This window comes from Salmonella sp. SA14318, assembly GCF_029866905.1.
Lineage (GTDB): Bacteria > Pseudomonadota > Gammaproteobacteria > Enterobacterales > Enterobacteriaceae > Salmonella > Salmonella enterica.
On the sequence record NZ_CP123282.1, the window covers coordinates 2,214,409 to 2,227,086 of the forward strand.

The following is a 12,678-nucleotide window of genomic DNA, read 5'->3' on the forward strand; positions in this document are numbered from 1 at the left end:
CCGTCAAGGAGTTATGTAGTAATGACTACAAAACATAGCCGAACGCCGGGTCGCCCTCGCCAGTTCGATCCGGAGCAAGCCATTGAAACCGCTCAACATTTATTTCATTCGCGCGGCTACGACGCGGTGAGCGTAGCGGATCTGACAAAAGCGTTCGGGATCAATCCTCCCAGTTTTTATGCGGCGTTTGGCAGCAAGCTGGGGCTGTATACTCGCGTATTAAAGCGTTACAGGATGACCGACGCGATTCCACTCGGGGCGCTTCTGCGTCACGATCGCCCGACCGCGAAGTGCCTTATCGATGTGCTGATGGAAGCGGCAAGACGTTACGCTGCCGATCCTGATGCCACTGGGTGTCTGGTTCTGGAGGGCGCTCATTGTAACGATAAACCGGCACGAGAGGCCGCCTGCGAGTTTTACATCGCTGCTGAAAACCTGATTCGCACTTATGTCGCCATGCGGTATCCGCAAGAGGCTGACCGGACGACGGACTTTATGGGGACGCTAATGGCGGGACTTTCCGCCAAGGCGCGAGCGGGGTATAGCCTGGAGCGTCTTCAGGAGAGCGTGCTTCTGGCTGGGGATGTGCTGGAGCGATTACTGCCGGATTAACGCAGCGCATCAAAAAACCTGAGCCAATCAGATACGGGCAAACAGAGAGCAATAGCCCTAATCATCCATCTTGCCGTTGCGGTATTCGGTAAAGTACATCAAAAATAGAGGTGTCAGGGAAACGAGAAATGCAAAAATGTAGTCTTATTACGGTACTTAGCTTATCAGTGTTGATGCTAGCCGGATGTACAACGACCTATACCATGACGACCCGGACGGGAGAGATTATTGAAACGCAGGGTAAGCCGGAGGTTGACACCGCAACCGGAATGACGAAATACGCTGATGCTTATGGTTATCATCGCGTCATTAAAACCAGTGAAATAGTGCAGACGACAGAAGGCGCATCGAAGCTGGACTGGTAATGCGCTAAAGCAGTTGGGAGGCCGTGTCCAGTATGGGTACCGGACGGTTTCTGGGCCTGAATTGAATAGAGCGCCTGTATAGCCGAATTCCGGGTATCGGCTTGATTTGTGTTGTCAGTTATTTGGTTGTTCCCTGTATAGTGAAGATAAACAGTACTCATGGCTAACGGTCTGTTTTGGATTGCTAACTATCCCGGATTCTGCGCGTTTTATTTAGTCACAACCGTGGTTAAGAATATTTTGGGTCAGACTTACACGCCGGGTATTAAGATAATCCGTCGCATAGAGAGCTTGATCGGCATCATTCGGTTCAAGAAGAAACGGCGTGACTTTAGGTATGAGATCAGCAAACAGGTTATATTGATCCACAGAGGCAAAATGCCGGGTAGCGCTGGCCCAGGACATTCGCATCAGCTCTGCGTAAGAAGGGGATAGTTGAACAGGTAAATCAAATTCTTTCAGATTAGCAAGCATCTCCTTACTCATATAAAATGTGACCCTGTTTCGCGAAAAGGTGTTAAGTACTGCCTTCAATCGTTTAACTTTTACTTCTTTACTCATGCTATTATCAAAGAAACGTGGTGAAAGCATAATAGCAATCGATGCATTTGGTGAAATAACATTATGTAGTGGTTTCAGGGCTACAACAATCTGATCGTTTGTGAAGATACGCTGCGTACCAGAGGAGGTAGTATAGTTTCCACCCAGCCATATCACATAATCTGTTGTTTTGAGGGGAAGGGCTTTTTCCGGTATATTACCCCTGTCAGGTGCCACTGTTTCAATTGCTAGTGAGTCTTGTCCCCAGACATTATTTACTTTAGAACTCAAAAAATTATATTCTGAAATGTTCCTTAGTTTTAGTAGAGTTATCTGTGAGCGGGTAAAAAAGAGATTGAATCTCACTTTGTTCTGCAATTGCCGAAGTAATCTGAGCGTGTTCTGATCGATCAGATGACTATACAGACCAACAGTTTTTCCGGAAAGTATTGCTGAGGCATTGTTCGCAAGAAGCATCTCTTTTATAGCTCCTTGCCCAATAATCAATACGCAACTGTATTTTTCTGGTCTGATTTTATCTATGGGGATATCGGTAAGATTGACCAGGTCAGGAGTGCCATGCCGCCAATTATCATGAATGACTGTGGCTCCGGAGGCGTCTCCTCCGGCTCCCCTGGTGATAATAAGAGGAGGGTGGGTACTGGCATGTGCGATATACGAAAAACAAGCTACCATTGCTAGCGCTGTGTTTCTGATGGTTGTATACATATCGTCTGCCCTGATTTCGAAAATATGAATAATGTCTCCTCTTATAATGTACATCAAAAAGAGAGCATTTTAATTAAACGTTATCTCAACGAGATAAAAGGTTAGCACAGTAAAGTATAGAGAGAATGTAATCATACCAACATTATAGATGTGGGAGCATGAAGGCCCTGCAAGCCGCCCGGCCAGCATACTCCCATTAATAGTTAAAGTATGGACTTTGCTTTTACCGTAAACTGTAGCCAATATTACCTGATCACTACACCGTACAGTACTGTCAGAAATCTGTCCACGGCGTCGCGTGCACGCAAGTTATTTTCTCAATCCTTTCAAAACGTTAATTTATTTAATAGTCACTTATTTTATCAGAATCAATACTGAGAGTTTTATTACCGCTCTGAAAAGAGAAGGCTTTTCAGATGAAATACGTGGATGGTACGAAGTCATTACAGTACAGGGATGTAATAATAAAGATCGACAATGGATTCATTATTCTGTTGCTTTTGGACAGATGCCAAATGGAAGTATTCAATATCTTCTCCTTCTCTCCTGATAAGATTCAGTTTTGGCAATATACACATATATATTGTATTGGAAAATTGTTGATATTGTTCCTTATGACCAACGAAATGGAATTTTGCATATTTACCACATTTTATTACCCTCGACATGGGTATTTTGCCTCCATCGACGGAATTATGTTCCATACCAAAAAAACTGCTTACGGCGATGACCTGGTCTTTGGTATTATCCGGCTTAAAAGACGAGAGACAATACACATTTTCGCCCCACGTTCTGAGCGTCTCATGAATGATTTTCCATTTTATAGGTGACGCTTTTTTAGGAAGGTCATTTGTTGCGATCTGATGAGATGTTTGAAATCCGAAAATTTCTTTTGACGTAAGCTGACAAATTTCGAACTGATAATGTTCATCACAGTCAAGCCAGTAGGGAGGCCGTAGGTTTCTGAGATCCCAGAAATCAGCCTTGCGATAGTTATTGGGATTGACGCCAAATGTTTTTTTGAACTCTCGACTATAGGACTGCACTGAATCAAACCCCATTCTGAACGCGATATCTGTGACAGACTGAGAGGTCAGCTTTAGCAGAGTGGCGCTTCTGCTCAACTTGCGTTGTCTGATATATTTTCCGATAGAGACGCCACACTTTTCTTTAAAAAAATCCTGCAAACTCCTTCGCGAATAACCTGTTATAACAACCAGCTTTTCAATATCAATCCTCTCTTCAAGATTTTTTTCTATTTGCTCTAATACTGAGATTATTATGGCTTTTTTCATCATCATTCCTCTTTATTGAAGCCGAAAATATAAACATTTAAGGTGTTTGACATACTGTGTAATTAAACTGGTGGGTGGTTGTTAGCTTTTCTGGCAAAACAAGAAAGATTTAAATTGCTTGACGTTTCTGAATAAACTTTACACTTGAAGATCGGCTTTTGCCAGTAAAGCTAAGTAATTAGCATGGCGAAGGGCATAATTTTACAGGCGGTTAAAATGATTGAATAACCCTGAATTTTTAGCCCGTGAGATTATAAATCTCGTAATTATTTCTAATGATTTAATAAAAGGGAATTGTTTTGTACTTCAAAAGATCTTTATTAACGTTAGCGATTTGTGCATCCGTGGTCTCAGTAGAGGCGGTGGCGAATACCAGAGCCAATGATATGGCTTCTTCTGCTACGCCTGCTTCTGTTGGTCACCGTCCTGTGGTAACCAAGGATACAAAAAAGATAGAAGTGTCTGGGGAACTGACGACCGGTTCAACCCTCCAGATAGCGGATGTTTTTATTAGGGATGAGGATGGGGATCCCTTATCGCTGGATAAAATGAATAATGCCGACGATATTAAATGGTATCTGGTGGATAATGAGGCCGCCGATCCTTCTGGAACCCCGGCGGCAACCGGGACGGCTTTTACCATTCCTGCTGATGCAGGCGGTAAAAAAATTAAAATCGTTTACCGGATTAAGACGGCAACGGGGACGCCGGATAGTGCATTCTTGCCTGCCACTGTCTTATTAACTGCTGCATCTTCTGGGGTGAGCGGCGACTCCGCCGCAGACGGTACAATTTCTAATAAGCTACGTTCTGTCACTATCAATGTGGTGAATGAAAGTGGTAAACCGACTGATAAACTCAACGGTACCAATGACGCCAACACTCCAGTGGTAGGCGGCACCCTTGAAGCGGTACTGGAATGTGCCGCCACAGCGGCGGCTGAGTGTGAGGTCAGTAATTATAACTTTACCTGGCAGATGGCGGATGCCGGGACACCAGATAAGTTCACCGATCTGAATAATACCAACGCTGAAAAGCATAAATATATTATTAAGGGAACTGAACAGAATAAACTGTTCCGTGTCCACGTTACGCCTAAAACGACGAAAGCCACGCCGGAGAATAAACGCGCTATCCGTCGCTGATGGTTATCGCCAAATAAACATCTTATTTAAATACTCCCTCTGCCAGGCAGGGGGATATAGCAGGAGACAATAAAGTGGTTTTTTCTAAAAAACCCATTACTAAATATATAACCTGGGCCATTGTTACCAGTCAGATTCCACTGCCGGTCATCGCTGATAGCGATAATGAAATTCAGTCATGGATTGCAGGGACGGCATCGTCTATTTCTCCGCATCTGCAGGAGGGGACGCTGGAGGATTATGCCAAAGGAAAAATAAAGGCGTTACCAGGGCAAGCCGCTAATCATCTGGTGAACGAGGGGATGAAGAGCGCTTTTCCGGAGATTATTTTCCGTGGTGGCGTCAATCTTGAAGATGGCGCGAAATATCGCTCATCAGAGTTCGATATGTTTATTCCCGTCGAGGAAACGACATCGTCTTTACTCTTTGGCCAGCTTGGCTTTCGCGACCACGACAGCAGCAGTTTCGATGGCCGCACCTATGTTAACGTTGGTATGGGTTACCGCCAGGAGGTCAATGGATGGCTGCTCGGCGTCAATACGTTTCTGGATGCCGACATCCGTTATTCCCACTTACGTGGCGGCATTGGCGGGGAAGTTTATAAAGACAGTCTGGCCTTTTCCGGCAACTATTATTTCCCTCTCACCGGCTGGAAAACGTCAGCAGCGCATGAGTTACATGATGAGCGTCCGGCATATGGCTTTGATCTGCGAACAAAAGGCACGCTTCCCGATTTTCCCTGGTTCAGTGGCGAGCTGACATATGAACAGTATTACGGGGATAAAGTTGATCTATTGGGTAACGGTACATTAAGCCGGAATCCCCGCGCCGCAGGTGCGGCTCTGGTCTGGAATCCTGTCCCCTTGCTTGAGGTCAGAGCAGGATATCGGGACGCCGGTAACGGCGGCTCGCAGGCAGAGGGCGGTCTGAGAGTCAACTATTCCTTCGGTACGCCGTTACATGAACAGCTTGATTACCGCAACGTTGGGGCGCCGTCGAATACGACTAACCGGCATGCCTTTGTCGATCGTAATTACGATATCGTCATGGCGTATCGGGAGCAGGCCAGTAAAATCCGCATTACGGCAATGCCGGTGTCAGGCCTGTCCGGGACGCTGGTGACATTAATGGCGACGGTAGATAGCCGTTACTCGATTGAGAAAGTTGAGTGGTCGGGTGATGCGGAGCTTCTCGCCGGACTCCAGCTTCAGGGGAGTCTGGGCAGCGGCCTTATCCTTCCACAACTTCCGCTGACGGCGACCGACGGTCAGGAGTATAGCCTTTATTTAACGGTGACTGACAGCCGGGGTACTCGCGTGACCTCCGAGCGTATCCCGGTAAGGGTGACACAGGATGAGACCAGTTTCCGTTCCTGGATAAATGTTATCAATGACGATGTTCAGGTTGAGGACGGCAACTTTGTTATCAGTACGCCGCTTCCTGCCGGAGAAGAGGGGAAGGTTATTGAGTGGCACTACGTGCGCGAGCGTTCTGAAGAGGAGTGGGCGTCGCTCAAACCACGTCATATTAAGTATCAATCAGATATGCCGGGTCTGGCATTTAAAGCGCTCGGTGGTACAGAGCGTGATGGCCATTGGGTTGAACGGGTTCTGGTGACCCATATCGGCGATGATGCCCGCTCGCTCAAATTACATATTGAAGCAAGCGGACCAGACGATAAACATCCGGTGAAGGGTACCGTACTACTACAAGCGCAGTCAGACAGTATTGCGCAGAAGGTCACTTCTGTGGAGGTGCTTTTTACGCCGGGTACTGAAGAAACCAACGGAAGCGTTACTGCGCCAGTCGTCGGAACAGAAATGCGAGCCAGAACGCTTTGTGTAAATAACACGGACTGTACTGATGCGTTTAATTATCAGTGGGAAATCTCGGATGAAATGAAATCCTGGCAATCCGTACCGGGGGCGACAAAGGCCACCTGGCTTATCCCTTATAGCCTTAACGGGGAATCGCTTCAGAATAAATATATCCGCGTCAGAATTATTTCTGATAAAGAAAATGCCAAGAGTTCTACCGCAACCTCTGATGCGAATTAATGTTTTAAAAAGGATCAACAGTGCGTATGTCGAAACATAATCTTATTATCTATAGCCTGCTTCTGGCGGCTGCGCCGATAAGCGTCTTGGCAGATTCGTCGACAACGTCCGCGGCAACCGTCGGGATATTTTCTCCTCCTACGGCGCCGAGCGTTGGGCACAGGCCTGGAACACCTCGCGATGGCTACGAATTGAAGTTTAATGGACTTGACTTTTCTATTGAAAAGTATACACCTTTTCCGGGAATGACTATTGAGAGGTATGCCAGAAATGTAGGCATCAGAGATCCGGATAATAACTATCAGTCTGCGGAAACTTTTACTACAGTATGTACGTATTATCAGATCAATAAAGATAACTCTCAGCATATACTTAAACGTGAAAAGCCATGTGAGCATAAATTTAATATCCAAAAGGAACATCGGGGTTCAAAGATTAAACTAGAAATTTATAATGAAACGGATATGGCTTCAGCGTCAGGATACACGCCTGTGCCATCGGTATCTGAATTTCAGTATATTGAAACAGAAACTATATCTAATACGCCAAGTCGAGATTTAACAGTTATGAGTATAGATAAGTCTGTATTATCGCCGGGTGAAAGTGCCACCATCACAACTATTGTTAAGGATATCGACGGGAATCCTATAAATGAAGTTTACATTAAAAAGTCTGTAGCGTGTGAAATTTTAGAGTGCTTATGGGATTATGGTCCTCTTAAGAAAGAAAATGCTCCAGGTAAATATACACAAGTTATAACCTATCGTGGGCATAGTAATGAGCGTATTGACATATCTTTTATATATTCAGAGGCTTTTACGAAAACAATTTCCATCAGAGGAAGACCATAAAACTATATTAATCATTATGGGTAATGTAATTCTTTTTATCACCATCATCTTATTATGGATGTTTACCTGGTTTTTTAGCGGATTGCTAAATAATTATTATGGCTAAAATAATACAAACATTAAAAGGAGAGGTTTTTATGACGCCAGCAACAACACAAGATTATATCTCATTGGGTCAGGAACACGCTGTCACCTTTGGCAAAACGCAACTGACCCTCAAACCCGGTATACTGGCTAAAGGGGAACCATTACCCTGTACAAAGGGGCTGGTGAGCCATAATTTATTACCGGGTTACTGTATCCCGGGGATAAAAAAGCGGATTATTGTCGTCCCGTCACTGGATACGCCGGTTTGTGAATGGCAGGTAAAAGACTATAGTGACCGCCTTAAATCAGCGGGTAGCCACTCAAACCGGGCGGTATATGTGCTGAGTATGGATACGCCATTTGCTCAGGCCCGTTTTATTCGGGAACATGATATTCATCCCGGCATAACCTTTGTTTCTGACTACGCTTGCCGCCAGTTTTTGGATAATTCCGGGCTGAAAATTAATGAGCTCAGTATTTTTGCCAGAGCGTTGATAGAGTGCGATGAAAATAATGTGGTTACGCGTGTTATTGTACCACGAGATATCACTCATCTTCCTGTTTACTAATCACTTATATCAGCACCGTCCCTGCACAGAGAACCGAATAACCGGCAATGCAGGGGCGCAGGCATCCTCCTGTAGTGCCCCCACATTTAACACATATACTATTGCATCACGCATAAGGAACTGAAAATGATGCCAGCGGATGGGGCAGGTTAACGTTATGGCACCCCTGAATTTCTGCAATAATCGTCTGGTAACCGGAAAGCCACTTATGACTTTGTGATTTGGCCTGCTGGTGCTGTAAATTATTTATCAATAGCTCCATTGATTCGCGGGTCTGCCAGTAATAATTATTAACCATTCTTCCGCTGGCGGCATCGGTATAGCTTTCCATCCCAATATAGCCATCAATAGTCTGTGTATAGCGCTCAATCCAGCCATCCAGTTGATAAAATTCTTCGTCGTACTCTTTTTTTTCGAAAATAAAACTTGTCAGAAACAGCGACATGGTATTTCTCCTGTTACGCAATATCAATCAAACACCCATCAACGTGGATTCAAAACGTAAACCCGGCATCATTTTTTCAAGGCCGTCAGTCAGCATGTTTCCTGCCGCGTACAATTCATCAACCGGCATTTCCGGCAAGCTTTCAAGGATAAACCACATCGCTTTATCTGAAGCGCTTAGTCGGGTACGTACTCCCTGACGCCAGTTCCAGCGCCGACAGGTGACGCCTCTGTCATCGCGCCAGATAACTTCGCCCGGTTCTGGCGACTCGGTGGCGGGTTGTCCTTCTTTCAGGGTATCAAATGTTTCACTACCGTCTGCGAAAACCAGCCGCGGCGATCCACAATAAGCCGCGCTATTTTCGCCGCCTACCGGTACGGCATAGCGCAGGCTCACGGCGTTATAAAGATCAACGACCGGGTCCAGCGCCGCCATTGTTCCATCCTTCAACACGCGTTTTCGTAGCGCTTCAGCCGAGCAGGGGGTGCGCTTTGGTTTTGCGCCGAATGCTTTAAACACCGCATTCCAGGCGTCTATATGCGCCTGTGCCCACGTCGGTTGGCCGTTAATTACGGCCTGACAGGCCTCTTTTAACGCGATTTCTCCGACCTGCGCATCGCGAATCGGAGCGGCAATAACATTAATACTTAATGCACGAAAGCCGGGAGCGATACGGGCCAGTTCCGGGCTGATTGACGGTAACATAGAAGACATCGCATAATCCTGTAATGACTATTTTCTTCTATGATATCGACCAATGACCAAAAAAGTCAACTTATCGACCACGGCGGGCGCCGACGTCAGCACGATAAATGAAGCTGTTTCCCAACGTATCAAACAATTTCGTAGCCAAAAAAAGATGTCGCTGGATGAGCTTGCGCGGCGTTCCGGCGTCAGTAAAGGAATGCTGGTGGAAATTGAAGGCTGTAAAGCCAATCCAAGCATTGCGCTGTTATGTAAGATCGCGGCGGCAATGGGAGTGTCCGTGGCGGATGTTGTTAACGTCGCCAGCGAGCCGATGGTCCATCTTATCGACCGGGATGCTATTCCGGTGTTGTGGCGCGGCGAGAAAGGCGGCAGCGCAAAACTGATGGCGGGAACCAGCGGGCCGGATATGCTGGAACTCTGGCAATGGATAATGCATCCTGGTGAACAGTTTGAATCGGCAGGGCATCCGGCTGACACCTGTGAATTACTGTTTGTTAATCAGGGAACACTGACATTAACAGTCGACGGTAGACGCTTTATTATTCGGGAGGGCTGCTCCGCTGTAGCCAGAACCGACATGCCTCATGCCTACGTTAACGACACTAATGAGGTGCTTGAATTTACCATGACGGTGAATGAAAAGAGCCGTTGATCACCGTAAGGCGCTAACAACCCGTCATCCGGACAGGGAAGCCTCGGTGCCCGATAAGCATTTTCGGGCACCGGCTATCTTTTATTTTATCGCAGGCGCGGCCTCCGGATTATCGATATAGAGCGTCTGGCTTGGGAAGGCGAAGTCAGCGCCGTTTTCCTGGACAATCGCAATAATTTTCAGGTAAACATCCTGCTGTACGGCAAGCCATTCCTGCCATACTGTTGTTTTGGTAAAGCAATACACCATAATATTCAGCGAAGAGTCGGCGAATTCATTAAAATAGACCAACAGCGTCTGTTTCTGATCGATATCGCTGTGCGCCTGCAGCATGTTTCTGATAGCGTCAACAATGAGGCCAATTTTGTCGGCATCTTCGTAACGTAATCCAATAACCGTTTTTATTCGACGGTTGGTCATCCGTCCCGGATTCTCAACGCTAATGGATGAAAAGACGGAATTAGGCACGTACAACGGGCGGTGGTCGAATGTGTTAATTCGTGTAATTCGCCAGCCGATTTCGGCGACCGTACCTTCGATATTTCTGTCAGGAGAACGAATCCAGTCTCCGATACTGAAGGGGCGATCGAAATAGAGCATAATACCGGAGAAAAAATTGCTCAGGACATCTTTGCCCGCCATACCAACAGCGATACCGCCGATACCGCCAAAGGTCAGCAGACCGGACAGACTCATGCCAAAATGTTCGCCATACAGTAAGACAATCGCGACAATAATGGTTATTTTTATGACCCGTGCCAGAATACGGGTACTGGTCACATCTCTACCTTTATTGACCTGTGCTTTTTCAAATTGGTTAATAATCAGGAAAAGTTTTATCGTCAGAATAAGCGCAATGAGCGAGGTGCAGATAAAATCAATGACCCCGGAAGAGATAAAACGCAAATTATAATCTTCAATAGCATTATTCAGGATGCTCCCGATGGTCCCAATAATAATCGCGTAAATAAAAAACTGTGCCGCATGGAACGTGAATCCTTTCTTCCACTGTACGTTACGGCTGAGCCAAAATCTCACGACCAGCAACGCCATACCGCAACTGAAAAGTATCGCCAGATTAAATGCGTTTTTGAGAAAAAATTCAGTGAACATTATTGTTTTCCGCTCCTTCCTACGATAACAGCTCAGAATGACCTGATTAACAGGTATTTTACCCAGGATAAACGCGTAGATCATCGATAAGTAAAAAGAAGAAATAGTGCTATCAGCTTTAATCTCAGCGGTTTACTTTTTATGTAAATACATTGTCACGTTTTATAGAGCAGACATCGCGTGATTGTCATGGTATTGTTGCCATCAGGTAACAAAGTCATCTGTAAAGGACAATACTATGATCATGATGAAGCTGAAATCGGCGAAGGGGAAAAAATTTCTGTTATGCCTGCTGGCAGTGTTTATCGTTGCGGCATCGGTGGTAACGCGCGCGACTATCGGCGGTGTGATTGAGCAGTATCATATTCCACTGTCCGAGTGGACAAGCTCTATGTATGCCATTCAGTCGGCAATGATTTTCGTTTACAGTCTGGTGTTCACTATTCTGCTGGCGATTCCTTTGGGGATCTATTTCCTCGGCGGAGATGAGTAACAGGAATAGGGTATTGGCCGGATGGCAGCGCCATCCGGCAGGACGGAAGAGGGATTAATCGTCCTCGTCGTCCAGTTCAACCGGTGTTTGATACTCATCAGGCTTAATGACTAACAGGTCGCAGCGCAGATGGTCAATGACCTGTTCGGCCGTGTTCCCCAGAAACGCGGCCGAGAGTCCGGTACGTCCAACGGTGCCAAGCACAACGATCCCCGCCTGGAGATGTTCGGCAAGATCCGGGATAACTTCTTCAGGCAAGCCTTTTTCTACATGCGTAACTTTTTCATCGATGCTGAATTTCTGGCGCAGCGCTTTCATCGCCAGTAAATGCTGGCCTCTGATGGCGTCGTTATACACGCTGGGATCAAATTCCGGCAGCTCAATGGCGATATTGATTGGCGTAACGGGGTAGGCGCCGACCAGGTGCACTTCGGTATGATTAACCTGCTCCGCCAATTGTAAGGTCTCTTTTACCAGCTTTTCGTTGAGAGCATTATGATAGGGCTCTTCGCTTGCCAGGTTCACGGCGACCAGGGCTTTGCCGCCCTCTGGCCACGGCTGATCTTTGACCATCCACACGGGGCTTGGGCATTTACGCAGCAAATGCCAGTCGGTAGGGGTAAAAATGACCGCTTCCAGTCGATCGTGCTGATGCGCCATTTTCAACACCAGATCGTGACTGCCGGCGATAACCTCCTGGATGATGGCCTCAAAGGGACGATTGTGCCAGACCACTTTAATTTCAATGGGGACACCGGCTTCAAGATAATATTTCGCCTGCTCACGTATCCAGGCTGTGCGTTGACTTATTACGCCCTGACGCATTGCGGTGCGTTCGTCAGGAGAAAGCAGGGTGGTCATCTCATACGAGAAATCGTAAATAGGCAGGAAAGCTTTAATTTTGCCGCCAATCCGTTGATGCAAATAAACTGCTCGCCGTAATGCGGGTTGGTCGTCCTGATTGGGATCGATGACCACCAGCATATTTTGATACATAGCCATACAGGGTCTCCTTAC

At 46.4% G+C, this 12,678-nt stretch carries 14 protein-coding genes; 8 read left to right on the forward strand and 6 right to left on the reverse strand.

From position 1 onward, the window contains the following. Window positions 1–21: 21 nt before the first annotated feature. A complete protein-coding gene (locus QEN32_RS10605; protein WP_000208474.1) occupies window positions 22–612 on the forward strand; it encodes a TetR/AcrR family transcriptional regulator in 591 nt (196 codons plus the stop codon). Between the two features lie 128 nt (window positions 613–740). Next, entirely contained in the window at window positions 741–977 is a 237-nt protein-coding gene (locus QEN32_RS10610; RefSeq protein WP_001168016.1) for a YgdI/YgdR family lipoprotein, read from the forward strand. Between the two features lie 213 nt (window positions 978–1,190). Here the strand turns inward: QEN32_RS10610 and QEN32_RS10615 are convergent, their stop codons facing one another. Together QEN32_RS10615 and QEN32_RS10620 are read right to left on the reverse strand one after the other, a co-directional pair. Further along, complete coding sequence (locus QEN32_RS10615; protein WP_131041387.1) at window positions 1,191–2,300, reverse strand: hypothetical protein; 1,110 nt, start codon at window positions 2,298–2,300, stop codon at window positions 1,191–1,193. A gap of 389 nt (window positions 2,301–2,689) precedes the next feature. Continuing rightward, window positions 2,690–3,547, reverse strand: coding sequence for a GyrI-like domain-containing protein (locus QEN32_RS10620; protein ID WP_010989022.1), 858 nt, complete (start codon window positions 3,545–3,547; stop codon window positions 2,690–2,692). A 293-nt stretch (window positions 3,548–3,840) separates the two neighbouring features. Here QEN32_RS10620 and zirU point away from each other — a divergent pair, with 293 nt between their 5' ends. The 4 genes from zirU to QEN32_RS10640 all read left to right on the forward strand — a co-directional run bounded on the left by zirU (window position 3,841) and on the right by QEN32_RS10640 (window position 8,250). Beyond that, window positions 3,841–4,686, forward strand: a complete 846-nt coding sequence (gene zirU / locus QEN32_RS10625; protein ID WP_131041366.1) for a two-partner-like secretion system exoprotein ZirU — start codon at window positions 3,841–3,843, stop codon at window positions 4,684–4,686. Window positions 4,687–4,760: 74 nt separating this feature from the next. Further along, a complete protein-coding gene (gene zirT / locus QEN32_RS10630) occupies window positions 4,761–6,743 on the forward strand; it encodes a two-partner secretion translocator ZirT (RefSeq protein ID WP_197398887.1) in 1,983 nt (660 codons plus the stop codon). Window positions 6,744–6,763: 20 nt separating this feature from the next. Continuing rightward, on the forward strand, window positions 6,764–7,594 hold the full coding sequence (gene zirS, locus QEN32_RS10635) for a two-partner-like secretion system exoprotein ZirS (protein WP_077911525.1): 831 nt from the start codon (window positions 6,764–6,766) through the stop codon (window positions 7,592–7,594). A 98-nt stretch (window positions 7,595–7,692) separates the two neighbouring features. Further along, window positions 7,693–8,250: a peroxiredoxin gene (locus QEN32_RS10640; protein WP_023206472.1), complete on the forward strand. Its 558-nt coding sequence runs from the start codon at window positions 7,693–7,695 to the stop codon at window positions 8,248–8,250. Between the two features lie 106 nt (window positions 8,251–8,356). Here the strand turns inward: QEN32_RS10640 and QEN32_RS10645 are convergent, their stop codons facing one another. Then, the gene (locus QEN32_RS10645) at window positions 8,357–8,695 is read right to left on the reverse strand and encodes a hypothetical protein (protein WP_000051816.1); all 339 of its coding nucleotides are present in this window, start codon (window positions 8,693–8,695) and stop codon (window positions 8,357–8,359) included. A gap of 27 nt (window positions 8,696–8,722) precedes the next feature. Continuing rightward, window positions 8,723–9,409 (reverse strand): B3/4 domain-containing protein, encoded by a 687-nt coding sequence (locus QEN32_RS10650; protein WP_023224872.1) that lies wholly within the window; start codon window positions 9,407–9,409, stop codon window positions 8,723–8,725. 43 nt (window positions 9,410–9,452) lie between these two features. On the opposite strand from QEN32_RS10650, the gene QEN32_RS10655 reads away from it, so the two are divergent. Continuing rightward, window positions 9,453–10,055 (forward strand): helix-turn-helix domain-containing protein, encoded by a 603-nt coding sequence (locus QEN32_RS10655; protein ID WP_000163371.1) that lies wholly within the window; start codon window positions 9,453–9,455, stop codon window positions 10,053–10,055. Between the two features lie 81 nt (window positions 10,056–10,136). Here the strand turns inward: QEN32_RS10655 and QEN32_RS10660 are convergent, their stop codons facing one another. Continuing rightward, window positions 10,137–11,168 (reverse strand): mechanosensitive ion channel family protein, encoded by a 1,032-nt coding sequence (locus tag QEN32_RS10660; protein WP_000493672.1) that lies wholly within the window; start codon window positions 11,166–11,168, stop codon window positions 10,137–10,139. A 238-nt stretch (window positions 11,169–11,406) separates the two neighbouring features. Between QEN32_RS10660 and QEN32_RS10665 the strand changes: the two genes are divergently transcribed. After that, window positions 11,407–11,661 carry a DUF2534 family protein gene (locus QEN32_RS10665; RefSeq protein ID WP_000605645.1) on the forward strand — a complete coding sequence of 85 codons (255 nt, stop codon included), beginning with the start codon at window positions 11,407–11,409 and terminating at the stop codon, window positions 11,659–11,661. Between the two features lie 54 nt (window positions 11,662–11,715). On the opposite strand, the gene uspE is transcribed toward QEN32_RS10665, so the two are convergent. Continuing rightward, complete coding sequence (gene uspE / locus QEN32_RS10670) at window positions 11,716–12,663, reverse strand: universal stress protein UspE (RefSeq protein ID WP_001262138.1); 948 nt, start codon at window positions 12,661–12,663, stop codon at window positions 11,716–11,718. Window positions 12,664–12,678: the final 15 nt, after the last annotated feature.

Excerpts from the sequence above, each read along its gene's own strand:
- QEN32_RS10605 (WP_000208474.1), top strand. The coding sequence starts at position 22 with ATGACTACAAAACATAGCCGAACGCCGGGTCGCCCTCGCCAGTTCGAT.
- QEN32_RS10610 (WP_001168016.1), top strand. The coding sequence starts at position 741 with ATGCAAAAATGTAGTCTTATTACGGTACTTAGCTTATCAGTGTTGATG.
- QEN32_RS10615 (WP_131041387.1), bottom strand. The coding sequence starts at position 2,300 with ATGTACATTATAAGAGGAGACATTATTCATATTTTCGAAATCAGGGCA.
- QEN32_RS10620 (WP_010989022.1), bottom strand. The coding sequence starts at position 3,547 with ATGATGATGAAAAAAGCCATAATAATCTCAGTATTAGAGCAAATAGAA.
- QEN32_RS10640 (WP_023206472.1), top strand. The coding sequence starts at position 7,693 with ATGGCTAAAATAATACAAACATTAAAAGGAGAGGTTTTTATGACGCCA.
- QEN32_RS10645 (WP_000051816.1), bottom strand. The coding sequence starts at position 8,695 with ATGTCGCTGTTTCTGACAAGTTTTATTTTCGAAAAAAAAGAGTACGAC.
- QEN32_RS10650 (WP_023224872.1), bottom strand. The coding sequence starts at position 9,409 with ATGTCTTCTATGTTACCGTCAATCAGCCCGGAACTGGCCCGTATCGCT.
- QEN32_RS10655 (WP_000163371.1), top strand. The coding sequence starts at position 9,453 with ATGACCAAAAAAGTCAACTTATCGACCACGGCGGGCGCCGACGTCAGC.
- QEN32_RS10660 (WP_000493672.1), bottom strand. The coding sequence starts at position 11,168 with ATGTTCACTGAATTTTTTCTCAAAAACGCATTTAATCTGGCGATACTT.
- QEN32_RS10665 (WP_000605645.1), top strand. The coding sequence starts at position 11,407 with ATGATCATGATGAAGCTGAAATCGGCGAAGGGGAAAAAATTTCTGTTA.
- uspE (WP_001262138.1), bottom strand. The coding sequence starts at position 12,663 with ATGGCTATGTATCAAAATATGCTGGTGGTCATCGATCCCAATCAGGAC.